Source organism: Leisingera daeponensis DSM 23529, assembly GCF_000473145.1.
GTDB lineage: Bacteria > Pseudomonadota > Alphaproteobacteria > Rhodobacterales > Rhodobacteraceae > Leisingera > Leisingera daeponensis.
This window is the reverse complement of record NZ_KI421500.1, coordinates 3008773-3028351: the sequence shown is the minus strand read 5'-3', so window position 1 is coordinate 3028351 and position 19579 is coordinate 3008773. Positions and strand designations below refer to the sequence as shown.

The window sequence follows — 19579 nt, the reverse complement described above, 5'->3', positions numbered from 1 at the left end:
GCGCTTTTTCTTTTGCGCTCCGGCCCAAACCTCTTGCCGGCCGGCCGCGGCAGAGTACAGGCACGCCGCACCTCGGCGGTGCACAGGGGGTGTACAGGGAGTGCACGCCTGTCACCCCCGTTTTGCCGCCGCATATCGAAGCGGATGTTAACACTTCCTCAACCATGATGGCGGCACCATGGCAGCATGGCACAGGATCCCGCATTTGAGGACGTCTCCCTGCCGCTGTTCCCCGGCAGCGAGGAGACCCCGGTTGTGCCCGCGCAATCGAGCCGCCTGCCCTCCTACATCAAGGACCACCGCGCCCGCCTGCGCGAGCGCTTCATGCAGGGCGGCGCCTCGGCAATGCCGGATTACGAACTGCTGGAGCTGCTCCTGTTCCGTTCCATCCCGCGCCGGGACGTCAAACCTCTGGCACGGCAGCTGCTTGAAACTTTCGGGGATTTCAACCGCGTGGTAACTGCCTCGCCGGAACGTCTGGCGAGTGTCAAAGGCATCGGCGATGCCGTCATCACCGACTTCAAAGTGCTGGAGGCCGCAGCCCACCGGATGGCCCGCGCCCGGGTGATGCAGCGGCAGGTGATATCCAGCTGGGACGCGCTGCTGGACTATTGCCACACCACCATGGCCCACCGCGAGACCGAGCAATTCCGCATCCTGTTCCTGGACCGCAAGAACGTGCTGATCGCTGACGAGGAACAGGCCCGCGGCACCGTCGATCACGTTCCCGTCTACCCGCGGGAGGTCGCCAAACGCGCCCTTGAATTGAACGCCAGCGCCTTGATTTTAGTTCATAATCATCCTTCTGGAGACCCCACGCCCTCGGACAGTGACATCGGCATGACGGACCAGATCCTGGCCGCTCTCACCGCTCTTGGCATCACCTTGCACGACCACCTGATCATCGGCAAATCCACTGAACTCAGCTTCCGCGCCCAGGGGCTTCTCTAGCGCTGCCGCACCGCGCGCCAGCGCGGCGCCCGGCGTGCCGTTCCTAGCGCACCCAGATCTCGACCCGGCGGTTGATCTGGCGGCCCCAGGCGCTGTCATCACAGGCCATCGGCAGCGCCTCGCCAAAGCCCTCGGTGCGGATCTGAACCCGGCTGATATCGGCGGTATCGGCGGCCTTCACCACGGCGTCACGCACTGCGCCCGCGCGTTTCAGCGCGATCTGCCGGTTGCCCTCCGCAGGGCCGACGCCGTCGGAAAAACCCGCAAAAACAATCTCCTTGGCATCAAACTCCCCGGCTTCCAGCGCCCGGGCCAGCTGCTCAATATTGCTGCGGGACTGTGCATCCGGGCGGGCTGATCCGGGCTCGAACCGGAAGGAGGCCGTCAGCCGCCTCATCCCGCCCAGCACCGTGACCAGCCGCTGCAGCTCTCCCAGCCCGGCCTCACCCTCAGCGGCCAGGATTGCATTGGCAAAGCGGCTCCCCTGGCGGCTCACCGGGATCAGCTCCGGCGCTTGGTCCACGAATCCCGCCCGGCGGATCACTGCCTGCGCCGCCGGCCCGCGGACGTAGGTCAGGAAATCCCGCGCCACCTTAGGCAGGCGGCGGGCCGGCAGATACAGGAACATCGGCACCGTCAACGGATAATCCTCGGTCTTCACCGCCCAGCGGCTGGCCTGCAAGGAAAACCCGCACGGCCCCGTCAGCGTCAGCATCCGCGCCGCGCCCTTCTCTGCATAGCTGGCGATGCCAATCGAAAACGGGTCGACCAGAACCTGGCGCACCAATGTGCTGCTGCGGTCGTGACGCCGGATCTGCGGCGCGAACCCGGCGCCAAAGGGCGCCATCAGCTTATCCTCCACCGCCTGCGCCAGCCCGGAGCCGGACACTGGCATATGCAGGGAAATCGGCGCGTCAGGGCCGCCAAGCTCCTGCCAGTTGGCAATCCGGCCGGACAGAACCTGCGCCAGTTGCGGCAAGGAAATCTCCCGCACCGGGTTGCCGGGCGCCACCACCGGCACGAAGGCGTCCAGCGCCAGCACGCGGCTGCGGCCGGGTGCGGTCAAGTCCCCCAGCTGCGCGGCGCGGGCCGCTTTTTGCTCCAGCGGGCGGATCTCGCGCAGTGCCATCGCCACATCGGCCTCATCCGCGATCAGCGCCGCAAACCCGGCATCGGTATTGCTGGCCGTGAAAGTGAAGCGGGCAGCCGGCTGCTGACCGCGCAGCAGAACATGGCTGAAGTTCCCCCCCGGCAGGGGTTCGCGGCGGGTCTGATAGCCGTTGCGCAGCGCGAACCCCTCGATGAGCGCCGGCAGCAGCACCTCGGACATGGTGGAAGACCCTGCCAGGGTTACCTCCGCCACAAATCCGGACAGGCTGGGACAGCCCGGCCCCTCGCAGGTCACGCCGGAACCATCAACGGTCAGCTCGCCGAACTGGGTCTGCACCCGGTAAAACTCGCCGTCGAAGCCCAGCAGCGTGCCGGTGATCTCAACCGCGCCGTCGGGCGAAGAGAGGGTGACATCCTCGGCCGCAAGCGCGCGCGCGAAAGCCGCCAGAAAAAGTGCGGCGCAGACGGCCGCACGCAAGAAGGTCATATGAATACCTGAAGTTACCGCAAATCAGTTAGAGGCGATTTTCAGGTCTTCCACCAGATTATTCAACACCAGAAAACTGCCCTGAGCATCGCAATCAGGCATTGCAATCGCCAGATCCCGGCTGCTGAGCCGTCCGCCGCTCAGCTGCAGCGCCTGGGCCGAAATATCGCGGCCGCAGTTCTGGCCGGTCACCTCCGCTTCGGCGGTCACGGAGACCGTGCCTGAGCGGCCTGGCTGGCTGGACGGGACGCTATAGATCTCGGCGATCCGCGGCGCCAGAAGGCGGGCATCACCAAGCCGGATCACCTGCCCGGCAGCCGCGCCGGGCGCTGCCCCGTGCCAGACATGGCCGGTGCTGCCATACTCCGCGCCGAACTCCCGGGCGTGAATTTCGAGGCCGCTGCTGCCGCTCCATTGCAGGATCACGCGCTCCACGGTCCCGGCGTCCGCTGCTTCGGCAACCGCAACCGCGCCGCCGCTTGCGGTCTCCGCAATGTAGACCGCGGTCCGCGTCAAAGCAGGAACCTGCGCCGCAAAGTTTCCGGACAGGTCCAGAGCGGCGGTGAAGGTCATGCCGCTGTGATGCACGGTGAGGCGCCCGCCGCCTTGGCAGGGCGCGGAAACAGTGAGGTTAACCATCGCCATGGGGCCAGCCTCAGCAGCCGCTGTCACACCGCAGGAGCCGGGCTGAGCCAGAGGCGCGGATTGCGGCTGCGCGTCGGAAGGGGCCGGTTCAGCCCGGCGGGAAGTCAGGGTGATATTCTCGATTGCGAGTTCAGCCGGCCCGGGTTCGGGCGGCAGCTGCGGGTCCGCTGCGGCAGCCGTCTCCCCCGCCCAACGGGGGCTCGATGTCTGCATGAAGAACCCGATGCCCAAGGCGCACGCCAGTGTCATTGCACTTGTCAGCACCACCTGTTTGCTCAGCATGGGATCCTCCTGAACCTGTCTGTCAACGCAAGCATGGCTGAAAATGCCGGCCGGTTTGTGGCCTTAACCGGGAGAGATTCCGGCAAATGCGGCAGCTTTGCCATCATTGTTTCAGAGGCGGAAACAACAACGCGGAAGCGCAAGCGGGGAGCTCCCGCGCCTGCGGGCGCCCTGGCTGCGCCAGAGACTCCCTGGCAGCCTTGGGCGTGGCGCTGCGCGATGCGCAGCGCCACGCCCAACGGGAGCGGTCTTGATCAAAGACCGGCGACGGGCGGGAGTACGCCCCTTCCGCGGCCGGCAGCAGGTCCCGGAGTATTGGCCGGGCCCTGAGTGTTCCTGCGGTCAGGCGAGGCTGCCGTGGCAATGCTTGAACTTTTTGCCGGAACCGCAGGGGCATTTGTCGTTGCGCGAAGGGTTGCCCCAAGTGGAGGGGTCATCCTCAACAAAGCCCGGTGCGGGTTCTTCTGCTGCAGCTTCAGCAGGGGCAGGCGCGGCCGCCATCTTCTGCATCGCAGCCTGGCGGGCTGCCATTTCCATCAGAATCTGCTGCTGCTCTTCCTCGGTCATCGGGCGCACCCGGCTCAGCTGCTGGGACACTTCCTCACGCAGACTGTCGAGCATGCTTTCAAACAGCTGGAAGCTCTCGTTCTTGTACTCATTGAGCGGATCGCGCTGCGCGTAGCCGCGGAACCCGACAACCGAGCGCAGATGCTCCAGCGTCAGCAGGTGCTCGCGCCATTTCTTGTCGATGGTCTGCAGCAGAACCTGCTTTTCAATGTTGCGCATGTTCTCCGGACCAAAGGCCGCGGCCTTTTCAGCCATAAGCTTGTCGGAGGCCTCCACCAGGCGCTCGCGGATTTGCTCGTCATCGACGCCTTCCTCGGCGGCCCATGCCGCCACCGGCACCTCAATGCCCAGCATCTCGCGCACCTGCTCCTGCAGGCCCGCGGTGTCCCACTGGTCGGCATAGGTCTTGGGCGGCATGTGGGTGTCGAGCAGGTCGTCGATTACCTCGTGGCGCATGTCGTCGACGATTTCGGACAGGTCTTCTGCGGCCATGATCTCGCGGCGCTGGCTGAAGATCACCTTGCGCTGGTCGTTCATCACGTCGTCGAACTTCAGCACGTTCTTGCGCATGTCGAAGTTGCGGCCCTCGACCTTGGCCTGGGCGCGTTCCAGCGACTTGTTCACCCAAGGGTGAATGATCGCCTCGCCTTCCTTCATGCCCAGCGAGGACAGCAGCTTGTCCAGCCGTTCGGAGCCGAAGATCCGCATCAGGTCGTCTTCGAGGCTGAGGTAGAAGCGGGTGCGGCCCGGGTCGCCCTGACGGCCCGAACGGCCGCGCAGCTGGTTGTCGATGCGCCGGCTTTCGTGGCGTTCGGACGCCATCACGAACAGCCCGCCAGCATCCAGCACTTTCTGCTTTTCCTCGGCGTGCTTGGCTTCCTCGGCGGCGCGCAGCTCTGCCGGGTCGGCCTCGGGGTTTGCCGCCAGCGCCTCCAGCACCTTCAATTCGACGTTGCCGCCCAATTGGATGTCGGTGCCGCGGCCGGCCATGTTCGTGGCGATGGTCACCGCGCCATAGCGGCCGGCATCGGCGACGATCTGCGCTTCCTGCTCATGGTGGCGGGCGTTCAGCACGTTGTGCGGGATGCCTTCCTTCTCCAGCAACTGGCTCAGCAATTCGGATTTCTCGATCGAGGTGGTGCCCAGGAGGACCGGCTGGCCCTTCTCGTGCGCCTTCTTGGCTTCCTTGATCATCGCCTCGTATTTTTCGCGGGCGGTGCGGTAGACCTGATCGTCCTCGTCCACCCGGGCAATCGGGCGGTTGGTCGGCACTTCGACCACGCCCAGACCATAGATCTCCTGGAATTCATCGGCCTCGGTCATCGCGGTGCCGGTCATGCCCGACAGCTTGTCGTAGAGGCGGAAGTAGTTCTGGAAGGTGACAGAGGCCAGGGTGGTGTTTTCCGGCTGGATCTGCACGTCTTCCTTGGCCTCGATGGCCTGGTGCAGCCCTTCGGACAGGCGGCGGCCCGGCATCATGCGGCCGGTGAATTCGTCGATCAGCACAACCTGGCCGTCACGGACGATATAGTCCTTGTCCCGCTGGAACAGCTTGTGCGCGCGCAGGGCCTGGTTCACGTGGTGAACGACGCTGGTGCTTTCGGGATCGTAGAGCGAGGCCTCTTCTTCCAAAAGCCCATGCTGGCGCAGCGTCTGCTCCAGATACTCGTTGCCGTCCTCGGTGAAGGTCACACCGCGTGTTTTCTCGTCGACCTCATAATGCTCCTCCGACAGCAGCGGGATCACCTTGTCGATGGTCGCGTACAGCTCTGAGCGGTCTTCGGCGGGGCCGGAGATGATCAGCGGAGTGCGGGCCTCGTCGATCAGGATCGAGTCCACCTCGTCGACGATGGCAAAGTTGTGCTGCTTCTGGAACACCTGGTCCAGCGACGGCTTCATGTTGTCGCGCAGGTAATCGAAGCCCAGTTCGTTGTTGGTGGCATAGGTGACGTCGCAGCCATATGCGGCCATCTTCTCGGCATCGGCCTGGCCGGACCAGATCACGCCGGTGGTCATGCCGAGCTGGGCAAAAACCTTGCCCATCCATTCGCTGTCGCGCTTGGCCAGGTATTCGTTCACCGTGACCACATGCACGCCCTTGCCGGTCAGCGCGTTCAGATAGGCCGGGAAGGTCGCAACCAAGGTTTTGCCCTCGCCGGTCTTCATCTCGGAAATGTTGCCCTGATGCAGGAACACGCCGCCCATCAGCTGGGTGTCAAAGGCGCGCAGACCCAGCGCTCGCTTGGCCGCCTCGCGCACGTTGGCAAAAGCCTCCGGCAGCAGCGCGTCCAGGCTCTCGCCGTCCAGGGCGCGCTTGCGCAGCTCTTCGGTTTTGCCGATCAGCCCGTCGTCGCTGAGCTTCGCGAACTCGTCCTCCAGCGCGTTGATCTGTGCGATCAGCGGCCGCGTCGCCTTGATCTTACGATCGTTCGGCGTGCCGAAAACCTTTTTGGCGAGTGTTCCGAAACCCAGCATGTTTTCTCCAGCGATCCTATCTCCGGCCTTTGCATCGGGCAGGCTTGCCCGCCGTGTCCGCAACCCATAAACAAGGTGGAAAGACGGTCCTGCCAATGGCCTCAGAGCGATGTAAGCGGCAGGGTTTAGAGTGTCAACGGCACGCCCCCCGGCGGCCAAGGAATAGGAAGGTTTCTATGCGTAAAGGTCTCACTTTTCTGTGCGGTATAGCAGTCGCGGCCTGCGCAGCGCTTCCGCTTGCGGCAGTTGCCGCACCCCATGCCAACACGGTGGTTGCCACGGTCAATGGCGAGGAGATCACCATCGGCCATATGATCATGGCGCGCGAAAACCTGCCGGAGCAGTACAAGCAGCTGCCCGATGACGTGCTGTTCAACGCCATCCTTGACCAGCTGGTTCAACAGACCGCGCTGAAACAGCAGCTGCATGGCGAGGTGCCCCGCTATGTCGAGCTGTCGGTTGAAAACGAAGAGCGCGCGATGCTGGCGGCCAATGTGATCGAGATGGTGATGGACAACGCCAGCGGCGAAGAAGCGCTGCGTGCGGCCTATGAGGAGAAATATTCCTCCGGCGACGGAGGCGATGAATTCCACGCCGCCCACATTCTGGTCGAAACCGAGGAGGACGCGCTGGACGTGATCAAGGAGCTGGACGACGGTGCCGATTTTGCCACCCTCGCCAAGGAACGCTCCACCGGCCCCTCCGGCCCCAGCGGTGGTGACCTGGGCTGGTTCACCACCGGCCGCATGGTGCCGGAATTCGAAGAAGCGGTGATCAAGCTGCGCTCGGGCGAAGTGTCCGGCCCGGTGCAGACCCAGTTCGGCTGGCACGTGATCCTGCTGAATGAGCGGCGCAAGACCGAAGCCCCTGAATTCGACGAAGTCCGGGCGCAGCTTGCGGATGAACTGCAGCAGAAAGCGGTCGAGGCGCGCGTGAACGAGCTGACCGCAGCGTCCGAGATCGAACGGCCTGAGATCGAAGATCTGGATCCGGCCATTCTGCAAGACCTCAGCCTGGTAAGGAACTGATCATGGCGAAATCCCTGCCCGTCTCGCCACTTGCCCCCGCCGGCTTTCCCGACCTGCCGGTTATCAAGGGAGTAAGTTTTGCCTCTGCTTCTGCTGGGGTGAAATACCAAGGCCGCACCGATGTGATGCTGGCGGTGATGGATCCGGGCACCTCTGTTGCCGGTGTGTTCACCCGATCCAAGACCCGCTCTGCCCCGGTGCTGGACTGCCAGTCCAAATTGGGCGGCCCTGCGGATGCCGGCGCGGCAATCCTCGTGAATTCTGGTAATTCCAACGCCTTTACCGGCCGTCACGGGCAGACTTCGGTGGCAGAGATCACCGCCGCGGTTGCCGCGGCGGCGGGCCTGCCGGCGGAGCGTGTCTTTACCGCGTCCACCGGTGTGATCGGCGAGCCGCTGCCGCACGACCGCATTGTCGCAAAGATCGGCGAGCTGCACAGCGCGCTGGACGAGACCGCGCTGGAAGGTGCCGCCAGGGCGATCATGACCACCGACACCTTTGCCAAAGGCGCCAGCGCCACGGTCGGGATCGCTGGCAAGACAGTCAAGATTGCGGGGATTGCCAAAGGCTCCGGCATGATCGCGCCGGACATGGCGACGATGCTGGTCTATATCTTCACCGATGCGAAGGTCGAACAGGCGGCGCTGCAGGCGCAGCTGGCGGAGATCTGCGACCGGACCTTCAACTGCATCACCGTGGACAGCGACACCTCAACCTCCGACAGCCTGATGCTGTGCGCCACCGGCGCCTCGGGCGTGGATGCCACCGGCAACGCAGAGTTCGCGGCAGGGCTGGAGCGGGTCATGCTGGACCTGTCGCATCAGGTGGTGCGCGACGGGGAAGGCGCAACCAAGTTCGTGGAAATCCAGGTGACCGGAGCGGCCTCGGACGCAGATGCCAAGGTGCATGGCCTAGCGATTGCCAATTCGCCGCTGGTGAAAACCGCCATCGCGGGCGAGGATCCGAACTGGGGCCGCGTGGTTATGGCGATCGGCAAGTCCGGCGCCGCGGCGGACCGCGACCTGTTGTCGATTTCCTTTGGGGATGTTCTGGTGGCGGAAAAGGGCTGGGTCTCGCCCGGCTACAAGGAAGAGCTGGGTGCGGCGGAGATGAAAAAGCAGGAGATCACCATCAAGGTGGATCTGGGCCTTGGCGGCGGCCAAGCTACAGTCTGGACCTGCGACCTGACGCACCAGTACATCTCGATCAACGCGGATTACCGGTCATGAAAACTGTTCTGGTCTCCGCTGTCGCGCTCATCGATGCTGATGGGCGCGTGCTGCTGGCGCAGCGGCCCGAAGGAAAATCCATGGCCGGCCTGTGGGAATTTCCCGGCGGCAAGATCGAACCGGGGGAGACACCGGAGGCCGCGCTGATCCGCGAGCTGCACGAGGAGCTGGGGATCGGCACCTGGGCCTCCTGCCTGGCGCCACTGACCTTTGCCAGCCATTCCTACGAGGATTTCCACCTGCTGATGCCTCTGTTTGCCTGCCGCAAGTGGGAAGGCATCCCGCAGGCCAGGGAAGGTCAAACCCTGAAATGGGTGCGTCCGCAGGACCTGCGCGACTATCCGATGCCGCCGGCGGATATCCCGCTGATCCCGATCCTGCGCGACTGGCTCTAAGGCCTCCAAAGCCATGGGTGTGACGCCCGCCCGGTCCGGTTTTCCGCCGGTTTGGCGGGCGTTTAACTGCCGCCGCCCGCACGGGTAACGCTTTGTTAAGCAATCTGATTAAGCATTAGTCTACGGAGCAAGCCACTACCCTGAATTGTAAACAGGCAGGACCGGACCATGCTTAGAACAATCGCAATAGGTAAGTTTTCCTTGGTTCAAGGCAATTTCATACGGGCACTCCCCAATGGGAGAATCGCTGTGCGGGTTGGCTCAATAACCTATCAAGGCCAGCCAGTGACGCCAGCCGCCTGAGCCGCCACTCACGCACATCAGGCACATCAGGCACACAGAAAGGGCAGCTGCCAACAGCTGCCCTTTTCCGGATGCGTAGCCAGCGGCGTGATCACGTATTCTCGTTAGCTTTCTGGCAGAAGACCTGTCCTTTTGGACCGGGACACCGTCCTTTCGCCAGCTGTCATTTCCCAGCTGGCCCGGGCACTGTGACAGTGCAGCAGCGAAGGGCCTGGCCTGAGGCGCCGCCGGACCGCCAAGGGCCGGCTTTCGCCCCCAGACGCTTCGTCAGCTGCTGCACGAAATTTCCCGTGCCGGACAGGACCGTCAGGCGCACAGAAAAAGGCCCCAGCATGGTAGCCGGGGCCTTTGTTTTTTTTCCGATCGCGGACCGGTCAGTCGAGGGTGCGGGTCACTTCCTCGCGCTCGAAAATCTCGATCACGTCGTTCGGACGGATATCGTCGTAGTTTTCGAACGCCATACCGCATTCCTGACCGGATTGAACCTCCGACACTTCGTCCTTGAAGCGTTTCAAGGTCTTCAGCGTGCCTTCGTGGATCACCACGTTGTCGCGCAGCAGGCGCACGCCTGCCGAACGGCGTGCAATGCCTTCGGTGACCAGACAGCCGGCAACCTTGCCGACACCGGTGACTTTGAAGACTTCTTTGATCTGCGCGTAGCCGATGAAGTTCTCGCGAATCTCGGCAGACAGCAGGCCGGAGGCCGCCGCCTTCACGTCATCCACCAGGTCGTAGATCACCGAATAGTAGCGGATCTCCACACCCTTCTGGTTCGCAGTGTTGCGGGCAGAGGCATTGGCACGGACGTTGAAGCCCATGATCGGGGCACCGGAGGCCTCGGCGAGGCCGACATCGGTTTCGGTGATCGCACCGACGCCCGAATGCAGCACGCGCACGCGCACCTCCTCGTTACCGATTTTTTCCATCGCCTGAACGATGGCCTCGGCAGAGCCCTGCACGTCGGCTTTGACCAGGATCGGCAGCTCGGAGACGTTTTCGTCTTCCTTGGCCTTGGCCATCAGCTGTTCCAGCGTGGTCGCGGCACCGGCAGCGGCGCGCTTGTCCTTGGCGGCCTGGGCGCGATACTCGGCGATCTCTCGGGCCTGCGCTTCGGTTTCGGTGACGTTCAGAACGTCGCCTGCTTCCGGCGTGCCATTGAGACCCAGAACCTCGACCGGAACCGAGGGGCCAGCTTCCTGCACGCGCTCGCCCTTGTCGTTGATCAGCGCGCGAACCTTGCCGTACTGCTCACCCACAACAAAGATGTCGCCCTGGCGCAGGGTGCCGTTCTGAATCAGAACAGTCGCCACAGGGCCGCGGCCCACATCCAGCTGCGCCTCGATCACGGCGCCTTGCGCGGCGCGGTTCGGGTTGGCTTTCAGCTCCAGGATTTCCGCTTGAAGGGCAATGGCTTCCAGCAGATCGTCCAGGCCCTGGCCGGTGACGGCGGAGACTTCCACGTCCTGCACTTCACCGGACATGGCTTCCACGACCACCTCGTGCTGCAGAAGATCGGTGCGGACCTTCATCGGGTTTGCAGCCGGCTTGTCGATCTTGTTGATCGCCACAATCATCGGAACACCCGCCGCTTTGGCGTGGTTGATCGCCTCGACGGTCTGCGGCATCACCGCATCGTCCGCGGCCACAACCAGAACCACGATATCAGTCACCTGCGCACCGCGCGACCGCATCGAGGTGAAGGCCGCGTGGCCCGGGGTATCCAGGAAGCTGAGCACAGTGCCGCTTTCGGTGGTCACCTGATAGGCGCCGATGTGCTGGGTAATGCCGCCGGCTTCGCCTGCCACAACGCGGGCATCGCGGATCGCGTCCAGCAGCGAGGTTTTGCCGTGGTCGACGTGGCCCATGATGGTGATGACCGGCGGACGCGGCTTCAGGTCCTCTTCCTTGTCCTCGACCTCTTTGATCACGTCCTCGACGTCGGCGTCGGAAACGCGCGTCACCTTGTGGCCGAATTCCTCGATGATCAGCTCGGCGGTGTCGGCGTCGATCGACTGGTTCTGGGTGACCATCATGCCCATCTGCATGAGCGATTTCACCACGTCGGCAACGCGTTCTGCCATGCGGTTGGCCAGCTCGGACACCACGATGGTTTCCGGCAGCTGCACGTCGCGCACAACCTTTTCCCGCTCGACCGAGCCGCCCATGGCCTTCTGACGCGCACGTTCCTGCTTCCGCTTCATCGCCGCCATCGAGCGCTGGCGGTTGCCTTCGCCGCCAGTGGCCTGGCCAAGCGTCAGCTTGCCGGAGCGGCGGTTGTCGTCACGGCCCTTGCCGCGGGACGGACGCTGCTCGCGTTCGCGCTCGGCTTTGCGCGGGGTTGCAGCAGGAGCGGGCTTGTTCGCTGCCGGACGCTCTGCCTTCTCCGCAGGTTCGGGCGCAGCGGCTGCCATTTTGGCTGCTTCTGCTTCCTCGGCGCGCTTGCGCTCTTCCTCTTCGGCTTTCTGGCGGGCGCGTTCTTCGGCTTCGCGCTGCTCGCGCTCTTTGGCTTCCGCTTCGGCGCGGCGGCGCTCACGCTCTTCGGCGCGGGCCTTTTCCTCGGCTTCGCGCTGCGCGGCTTCTTCCACCTCGCGGGCCTTGGCGGCCTGCAGTGCCTTCAAGCGGCGCTCCATCTCTGCATCGCTGATGCCGGCAGGCCGGCGGGATCCGGACGCTGCCGGTGCAGCACCGCTGCCGCTTTTGGCCGCACCCGGCTTGGGAACCACCACGCGCTTGCGCTTGGTTTCCACTACGACATTCTTGGTCCGTCCATGGCTGAAACTCTGTTTCACGTTCCCCGGACGGGAACTCCCACGCAGACCCAGTGTCTTTTTGCCGTCACTATCGCTCATAAAGCTACTTATCCTTCCGTGCGGCCGCTGCCGCCCACCGTTTCGCGCAAACCTTGCAGTCGTTGCGCCTCATCTACAACACGTTTGCTGAGTCCGCCAGAGGCGAGGGCGGCATGTATCACAGTTTGGCGCCCAAATGCCATTCCCAGCTCGTCCGCCGTGAGGCAGCCGATAAATTTGCCCTTGTAGGGCGTGCTCAGCTTCGACTTTCCGCGGCCCGACCCGTCAGAGGCCTGGATCAGCACCCGGGCCTCTTCCTTGGACAGCCAGTCCTTGACCTTCTCGAAACCGGCCACCGCGTCGCCCGACTTGCGCGCCAGGCTGATCAGCCCGACGAGGCGGCGGACCACTTGGGTCTCCACCTCCCCGGCAAGCCCGCTGGAGACCTGGACCTGCGATTTGAAGCCGCGGGCGAACAGCTTCTTCTTGACGGCGGTTTCCAGCGCCGCGCGGCTGGACGTCACATAGACGCCGCGGCCCGGCAGCTTTTCCATCACATCGGGCACGACCTGGCCCTCGGGTCCCATCACAAATCGGATGAGCCCCTGTTTGGGCTGGATCTCGCCGGTTGCGATGCACTTGCGCTCGCTGCCTTCGGGCCGGTCTTTTTGAACGCCGCCGCGTGTCATGCAGGTCTCCTTTGCAAAGCCCGGGATCAGGCTTCGCCTTCCTCTTCGCCAGCGTCTTCGTCTTCCGCCGCTTCCGCTTCCAGCTCAGCCGGATCGACCCAGCCCAGCATGATGCGGGCGGTCATGACCATGTCCTGCGCCTCTTCCAGCGATACGCCGAAAGGCTCCAGGATGCCGTCATCCTTGACCCGCTCGCCGCCGTTGGAGGTCCAGCCGCCGGCCAGTTCCCAGTCCGCACAAGTGGCGAAATCTTCCAGCGACTTCACGTCGTCCTTGGCAAGCGCCTCGACCATTTGCGGGGTCAGGCCCTCGAACTGGATCAGGCTTTCCTCGGCGCCCAGCTCGCGGGCTGCGTCCAGGGCCGCCTTGGCCTGGGCTTCCAGATAGTCGCGGGCACGGGCCTGCAGCTCCTCGGCGGTGCCTTCGTCAACACCGTCAATGACCAGCAGCTCATCGAGCTCGACATAAGCAACCTCTTCCAGGTTGGTGAAGCCCTCAGACACCAGAAGCTGGGCAAAGAACTCGTCCAGATCAAGGGTCTCCATGAACAATTTCGTGCGCGCCTCGAATTCTTTCTGGCGGCGGGCCGACTCTTCTTCCTCGGTCATGATGTCGATATCGAGACCGGTGAGCTGCGACGCCAGGCGCACATTCTGGCCGCGGCGGCCGATAGCGAGCGACAGCTGCTCTTCCGGCACCACAACCTCGATCTTGCCGGCTTCCTCGTCGAGCACCACCTTGGTCACTTCGGCCGGCTGCAGCGCGTTCACCAGGAAGGTCGGCTGGTCCTCGTTCCACGGGATGATGTCGATCTTCTCGCCCTGAAGCTCGTTCACGACGGCCTGCACACGGGAGCCGCGCATACCAACACAGGCGCCGACCGGGTCGATCGAGCCGTCATAGGAGACGACAGCAATCTTGGCGCGCGAGCCGGGGTCGCGGGCGACTGCCTTGATCTCGATGATGCCGTCATAGATTTCCGGCACTTCCATCTTGAACAGCTCGGCCATGAACTCCGGCGCGGTGCGCGACAGGAAGATCTGCGGGCCGCGCGGCTCGCGGCGCACGTCCTTGATGTAGCAGCGCACGCGGTCGTTCGGGCGGTAGCTTTCGCGGCCGATCTTCTCGTTGCGGCGCAAGATCGCTTCGCCCGCGCCCACGTCGACGATGACGTTGCCGTATTCCTCGCGCTTGACCAAGCCGTTGATGATCGTGCCGGCGCGGTCCTTGAATTCTTCGTACTGGCGGTCGCGCTCAGCTTCGCGGACCTTCTGCAGGATCACCTGCTTGGCCGACTGGGCTGCGATCCGGCCCATCTCAACCGGCGGCACTTCCTCGACATAGGTCTGGCCCACTTCGGGGTTCGCCATGTACTGGCGCGCCTGCTCAACGGTCATTTCGGCCTGGTAGTTTTCCAGCTCATCATCCGCGACAACGGTGCGCACGCGGGTAAAGGTGGCGCGCCCGGTCTTGCGGTCGATCGACACACGGATATCCATCTCGGCGCCATAGCGGCTCTTGGCCGCACGGGCGAGGCTTTCTTCCATCGCCTCGATCACCAGACCCGGGTCGATCATCTTTTCGCGCGCCACGGCCTCGGCGGTTTGCAACAGCTCCAGCTGGTTTGCAGAGGTGATAGCCATTACTTTTTCTCCTCTTCGGACTCTTCGGTCTCGATTTCGTCGAATGCGTCTTCGTTGAGCGTCCCGGCCTCTTTGCGCTGACGCAGCATTTCCTTGATCAGATCGTCGGTCAGAACCAGCTTGGCATCGCTCAGCCAGTCGAACTTCAGACCAACGGTCACGGTCTGGCCCTGATCCTCGATGTTGATCAGGACTTCATCGCCCTCGGTGCCCGCGAGCTCCCCCTTGAAGCGGCGGCGGCCACCGACCGTTTCGGCGGTCTCCAGCTTGGCCTCGTAGCCCTCGAACATCTCGAAGTCTTTCATCCGCGTCAGCGGACGGTCAATGCCCGGGCTCGACACCTCCAGCGCATAGGCATCGATGATCGGGTCTTCGACGTCGAGCGCAGCGCTGACGGCATTCGAAATCTCGGCGCAATCATCCACCTCGATACCGCCGTTGGGCTTGTCGGCCATGATCTGCAGCGTCGTCGACTTACCAGACATCAGCCGGATTCGCACCAGCTCATACCCCAGATCCTCGATCACCGGGGTGACGATCTCGGCCAGGCGCCGGTCGATGGCAGCTTTGGCAATCAGGTCGTTGGTCATCAGACCTCCACTTGGAGCGGCAGGCGCAAACCTGCAAACACAAAAAAACGGGCGCGCGGCCCGTCGAAAATCCCGGTGGAGCCTTGAGCCAGAGGTTCAACGCGCCGCTGTTGTCAAAGCCATATAGGGGGGATTGGGGAAAACTGCAAGGCTTGTCTTCCGTGACGGCCGCCGGGCGGCGTCAGGCGATCCACCAGCGCTCTGCGATGCGGCCGTCATCCAGCGGCGCGCGCTGGCCGACCTTGCGCGGGATGCCGACCGTGTGGCGGGCAGCCAAAGCCATGTCGCTGGACGAAGGGTGATACAGAAACTCGCCGCGGCGCAGCAGGCCGCGCGGCTCCGGCAGGGCTGCCACGTCGACATATCCGTCGCGCAGGGCTTCGGCGCGGACAGCAGCGTCGGGGATCACGATGATCTCTACCGTCTCCACCCAGCCTGCAGTGCCGGCCTTGTAATGATCCGCCACCTTGGAGGCACGGAAATGGCGGCCCTCCTGAGCGCGCGCCACCTGGTAGCAGCCAGTCCCGACCGCATCTGACAGCGGCACCGGCAAAGCGCCTCCGGGGGCGATCACCTGGCCCGCACCGGCCAGCAGATAGGGGAGATGCGGGTTCGGTTGCACAAGTTCCACCAGCAGCTGATGGCTGCCCAGCGCGGTGATCGCCTGCACCTCCGCCCCGGTGATTCCCTGCACCAGGAGCGAAGCGGCGGCATCATCCGAAGTCAGCGGGCTGCCATCATGAAACGCTACGCCGTCCCGCAGGCTGAAGGTCCACGTCCGGGCATCCGCAGTGGAATGCCATCCCGTGGCCAGTTCGCCGCGCAGCAGCCCGTCAGGTGCGATTTCGGTCAGCGTGTCATAGATTGCGCCGCGGGCAGCCTGTTCCAGCATCCCGCCATCGCGCGGAACCGCCAGACGCAGCACGCCGCCCGGCTTGGGCGACGCATGGACCGATCCGCCAGCGGCGGCCAGCAGGGCTGCGGCAGCACCCGAGGTGAACAGCGCGCGGCGGTCAATGCGCGTCATGGCACAAGCTCTCCTGCAATCCGGTCCATCGCCCGGACCAGCTCTGCGCTGATTCCCGGCTCCGACAAAGCATGGCCTGCGTTGCGCACCATCTTCAACTCCGCATTTGGCCACAGCTCATTCAGGCGCCAGGCGGACGACGGCGGGCAGATCATGTCGTAGCGGCCTTGCACGATCACCCCGGGGATATGGGAAATCCGCCCCATATTCGCAAGGATCTGGCCATCATAGTCAAGAAAGCCGCCGTTCAGGAAATAATGGTTTTCCAGACGGGCAAAGGCGCGAGCGTAATCGCCGGGGCTTTCGCCGCTGTGGCCGTTGGAATGCACCGTGGCCAGCGCATTTTCCCAGGCCGACCAGGCACGGCCAAAGCGCACTTCCTCGTCCAGATTTCCGGAGAACAGCCGCTTGTGGTAGGCGCTGATAATGTCGCTGCGCTCCCCATCAGGGATCAGCGAGACGAATTTGGCCCAGGTTTCGGGCCAGAACTTGCCGGCGCCGCCGCCGTAAAACCAGTCCAGTTCTGCCTTGGTCATCAGGAAGACGCCGCGCAGGATCATCTGCTGCACGCGGTCCGGATGCGTCTGGGCATAGATCAGCGCCAGCGTCGCCCCCCAGCTGCCGCCGAACAGGATCCAAGACTCGACGCCGATCTGACGGCGAATCAGCTCCATATCGGCGACCAGATGCCAGGTGGTATTGTTCTCGCAGGAGGCGTAGGGGCGTGAGCGTCCGCAGCCGCGCTGGTCGAACAGGATGATCCGGTAGACATCGGGATCAAAATAGCGCCGCATCGCCGGGCTGCTGCCGCCGCCGGGTCCGCCGTGGCAGACAATCACGGGTATGCCGTTTGGATTCCCGCTCTGCTCTGCATATATGCGGTGACCCTGGCCTGCGTCGATCATGCGCTGGTCAAAGGGTTCGACCGGCGGGTAAAGATAATGCACTGCGCGCTTTTGGTCCGGGTATCTATCCATTACTGACCTTAGTGAGACGTCAGACTACAAAAGAGCACACGGAGACAGGAATGCAAGCGCCTCAGTCCACGGTCGACCCAGCGGAAATCGCTAAATTCGAGGCGATGGCGGCGGAGTGGTGGGATCCGAACGGCAAATTCAAGCCGCTGCACATGCTGAACCCGTGCCGGCTCGATTACATCACCAAGCAAATTGCCGCCGAGTTTAACCGCGACCTGACGTCACGGAATCCGTTTGAGGGGCTGCGGCTGCTGGACATCGGCTGCGGCGGCGGGCTGCTGAGCGAACCAATGGCGCGGCTGGGCGCGACGGTCGTGGGTGCCGACGCCGCCGAGGGCAACCTGCCTGTCGCGCGCATCCACGCCGAGCAATCGGGGCTGGAGATCGACTACCGCCACACCACCGCCGAAGCGCTGGCCGAGGCTGGCGAGCAGTTCGACGTCTTGCTCAACATGGAGGTGGTGGAGCATGTTGCCGATCCGCTCAGCTATCTGACCGCGACGCAGCTGCTGCTGAAACCGGGCGGACTGCAGATCTGCTCGACCATCAACCGCAACCCGAAAAGCTTTGCCATGGCCATCATCGGCGCCGAAGTGATCATGCGCTGGCTGCCGCGCGGCACCCATGAATGGTCCAAGTTCATCACGCCGGATGAGCTGTTCGAGCTGCTGCGCAAGGCCGGGCTGAAGCCGGTGGACCGCAAGGGGTTCGTGTTCAATCCGATCACCTGGACTTGGTCAATTTCCGAGCGGGATCTGTCGGTGAACTACGTGACGGCCAGCGTAAAGCCCGGCTGAGGCGCAGCGGACACCGCCCTGCCGGCGCGGCCGCCTATCCTTAAGGATAGGTGGTAATCCTTATGCACTCTTTAGTTGCACCGCCCTGATTGTTAACGTCAGGTAACGGATTTGGAATGTTACCCGGTCCGTCTGGGGCAAAGCCCCTTAACCGAAGAATTGCTTACCGCTGTTTCCGGCGGGTCCGCCCAGAGGTTGCCAGGACCGCCACTCACGGATTGATGGGGACTGATGGGGAGGAAGGGCGCCTGCTTGCGGGCGTCCTTCTTTTTTGGGGAACCGTTGCAATCAGCCGGCTGCCGGGGCCTGCCGGATCAGCCGCTTTCTTCCAGCTTGCCGCGCAGTTCGCGCAGGATCGGCAGGGCGGCCCGGACCCGGTCGCTGCCCAGTTCCCCCACCACTTCGGAAATCACCGGAACGATCCCGGCCAGCGCCGCGTCGCGGGCCTGTCTGCCCGCCGGGCTGATCGCCACCATCTTGCGCCGCGCATCATCCCAATCCGGCCGGACATGGATATATCCCGCCACTTCCAGCTTGTTCAGCGTGTTGGTCATTGCGCCGCGCGTCACGTGAAACGCCTTGGCCAGCTGTGCGGGCGAGCGTTCCAGCCCGGCGCGCGCCAAGTGATTGAGCACCGAAAAATGCGAGAGCTCCATACCCTTAGGCAGCACTTTGCTGAGGCGTGACCGGGCCAGCTGGTCAGCCATCAGTATCTCGCTGAACAGCGATACCGCCAGGGAATGGGTTTCATCCATCAGGGTCCGTCGAACTCCCGGTCGTGGGTCAGGGAAGGCACACGCTTGCGTGCTTCTGCCACTTTTTCGAGGTCGAGATCAACGTAAGTGACGCCGGGTTCCTGGCCCGCATCCGCCAGCACCTCGCCCCAGGGAGCGACGGCAAGGGAGTGCCCGTATGTCTTGCGGCTGGGCCCGCGGGAGGCTGGATGCTTGCCGGTCTGCGCCGGCGCCAGCACGAAACACCCGGTCTCGATCGCCCGGGCGCGCAGCAGAGAATGCCAATGCGCCTCGCCCGTCACATAAGAGAACGCCGCTGGCGCGGTGAGAATTTGAGCTCCGCCCTGGGCCAGCGCCCGGTGCAGATGCGGAAAGCGCACGTCATAGCAGATCGTCATGCCGATCCTGGCGAAGGGCGTTTCCGCCACGACGGCCTTGGTGCCCGGGCGGTAGCCATCGGATTCGCGGTAGGTTTCCTCTGGCGTGACCTCCACGTCGAACATGTGGATCTTGTCGTAACGCGCAGCGATTTCACCCTGCGGGCTGATCAAAAACTGCCGGTTGGCAAAGCGGCCGTCCGCGTCGTGGGTCTTGACCCCCAGCGAGCCGAGCAGCAGCCAGACCCCGTGCCTGGCCGCCTCGTCCCGCAGGGCAGCCAAAGTCGGGTCGTTCTCTTCATGGCAAAGAACGTCCTTCTGATGGGTCCGGCTGCCGGAGAGGCAATTGGTGACCTCCGGTGTCAGCACGAAACCGGCTTCGCCGCGCACAGCCTCCGCCATCATCGCCTTCACCGTTTCCAGGTTTTCAGCCGGGATGTCGGTGGATGTCATCTGAAGCAGAGCTGCGCGCATGGTGTTTCTC

At 63.8% G+C, this 19579-nt stretch carries 16 protein-coding genes; 5 read left to right on the top strand and 11 right to left on the bottom strand.

What is annotated here, in order from left to right:
- The first annotated feature begins 186 nt into the window (after positions 1-186).
- Positions 187-951: a RadC family protein gene (gene radC / locus DAEP_RS0115350; RefSeq protein ID WP_027245261.1), complete on the top strand. Its 765-nt coding sequence runs from the start codon at positions 187-189 to the stop codon at positions 949-951.
- 43 nt (positions 952-994) lie between these two features.
- On the opposite strand, the gene DAEP_RS0115345 is transcribed toward radC, so the two are convergent.
- The 3 genes from DAEP_RS0115345 to secA all read right to left on the bottom strand — a co-directional run bounded on the left by DAEP_RS0115345 (position 995) and on the right by secA (position 6517).
- Entirely contained in the window at positions 995-2548 is a 1554-nt protein-coding gene (locus DAEP_RS0115345) for a phosphate ABC transporter substrate-binding/OmpA family protein (RefSeq protein ID WP_027245260.1), read from the bottom strand.
- A 24-nt stretch (positions 2549-2572) separates the two neighbouring features.
- Entirely contained in the window at positions 2573-3475 is a 903-nt protein-coding gene (locus tag DAEP_RS0115340; RefSeq protein WP_027245259.1) for a hypothetical protein, read from the bottom strand.
- Between the two features lie 342 nt (positions 3476-3817).
- Entirely contained in the window at positions 3818-6517 is a 2700-nt protein-coding gene (gene secA / locus DAEP_RS0115335) for a preprotein translocase subunit SecA (protein ID WP_027245258.1), read from the bottom strand.
- Positions 6518-6693: 176 nt separating this feature from the next.
- On the opposite strand from secA, the gene DAEP_RS0115330 reads away from it, so the two are divergent.
- Genes DAEP_RS0115330 through mutT form a run of 3 tightly spaced genes read left to right on the top strand, consistent with a single transcriptional unit; the run spans position 6694 to position 9169 of the window.
- Positions 6694-7545: a peptidylprolyl isomerase gene (locus DAEP_RS0115330; RefSeq protein ID WP_027245257.1), complete on the top strand. Its 852-nt coding sequence runs from the start codon at positions 6694-6696 to the stop codon at positions 7543-7545.
- A 2-nt stretch (positions 7546-7547) separates the two neighbouring features.
- Positions 7548-8774 (top strand): bifunctional glutamate N-acetyltransferase/amino-acid acetyltransferase ArgJ, encoded by a 1227-nt coding sequence (gene argJ, locus DAEP_RS0115325; protein ID WP_027245256.1) that lies wholly within the window; start codon positions 7548-7550, stop codon positions 8772-8774.
- On the top strand, positions 8771-9169 hold the full coding sequence (gene mutT, locus DAEP_RS0115320; RefSeq protein ID WP_008554503.1) for an 8-oxo-dGTP diphosphatase MutT: 399 nt from the start codon (positions 8771-8773) through the stop codon (positions 9167-9169). The genes argJ and mutT overlap by 4 nt, the downstream gene beginning before the upstream one ends.
- Before the next feature lie 677 nt (positions 9170-9846).
- Here mutT and infB read toward each other — a convergent pair.
- The 6 genes from infB to pip form a co-directional block, all read right to left on the bottom strand.
- Entirely contained in the window at positions 9847-12321 is a 2475-nt protein-coding gene (gene infB / locus DAEP_RS0115315; RefSeq protein WP_027245255.1) for a translation initiation factor IF-2, read from the bottom strand.
- Between the two features lie 8 nt (positions 12322-12329).
- Positions 12330-12950, bottom strand: a complete 621-nt coding sequence (locus DAEP_RS0115310) for an RNA-binding protein (RefSeq protein ID WP_027245254.1) — start codon at positions 12948-12950, stop codon at positions 12330-12332.
- A 26-nt stretch (positions 12951-12976) separates the two neighbouring features.
- Positions 12977-14593 (bottom strand): transcription termination factor NusA, encoded by a 1617-nt coding sequence (gene nusA, locus DAEP_RS0115305; RefSeq protein WP_008556806.1) that lies wholly within the window; start codon positions 14591-14593, stop codon positions 12977-12979.
- The gene (gene rimP, locus DAEP_RS0115300) at positions 14593-15183 is read right to left on the bottom strand and encodes a ribosome maturation factor RimP (protein WP_008555300.1); all 591 of its coding nucleotides are present in this window, start codon (positions 15181-15183) and stop codon (positions 14593-14595) included. The genes nusA and rimP overlap by 1 nt, the downstream gene beginning before the upstream one ends.
- Before the next feature lie 181 nt (positions 15184-15364).
- Positions 15365-16210 (bottom strand): ABC transporter substrate-binding protein, encoded by an 846-nt coding sequence (locus tag DAEP_RS0115295; protein WP_027245253.1) that lies wholly within the window; start codon positions 16208-16210, stop codon positions 15365-15367.
- Positions 16207-17187 (bottom strand): prolyl aminopeptidase, encoded by a 981-nt coding sequence (gene pip / locus DAEP_RS0115290; RefSeq protein ID WP_027245252.1) that lies wholly within the window; start codon positions 17185-17187, stop codon positions 16207-16209. Before pip ends, DAEP_RS0115295 begins: the two co-directional genes overlap by 4 nt.
- A 50-nt stretch (positions 17188-17237) precedes the next feature.
- On the opposite strand from pip, the gene ubiG reads away from it, so the two are divergent.
- Entirely contained in the window at positions 17238-17984 is a 747-nt protein-coding gene (gene ubiG / locus DAEP_RS0115285; RefSeq protein ID WP_027245251.1) for a bifunctional 2-polyprenyl-6-hydroxyphenol methylase/3-demethylubiquinol 3-O-methyltransferase UbiG, read from the top strand.
- Between the two features lie 314 nt (positions 17985-18298).
- Here the strand turns inward: ubiG and DAEP_RS0115280 are convergent, their stop codons facing one another.
- Together DAEP_RS0115280 and DAEP_RS0115275 are read right to left on the bottom strand one after the other, a co-directional pair.
- Positions 18299-18739, bottom strand: a complete 441-nt coding sequence (locus tag DAEP_RS0115280) for a MarR family winged helix-turn-helix transcriptional regulator (protein WP_008554049.1) — start codon at positions 18737-18739, stop codon at positions 18299-18301.
- Complete coding sequence (locus DAEP_RS0115275; protein ID WP_027245250.1) at positions 18739-19569, bottom strand: carbon-nitrogen hydrolase family protein; 831 nt, start codon at positions 19567-19569, stop codon at positions 18739-18741. The genes DAEP_RS0115280 and DAEP_RS0115275 overlap by 1 nt, the downstream gene beginning before the upstream one ends.
- Positions 19570-19579 lie beyond the last annotated feature (10 nt).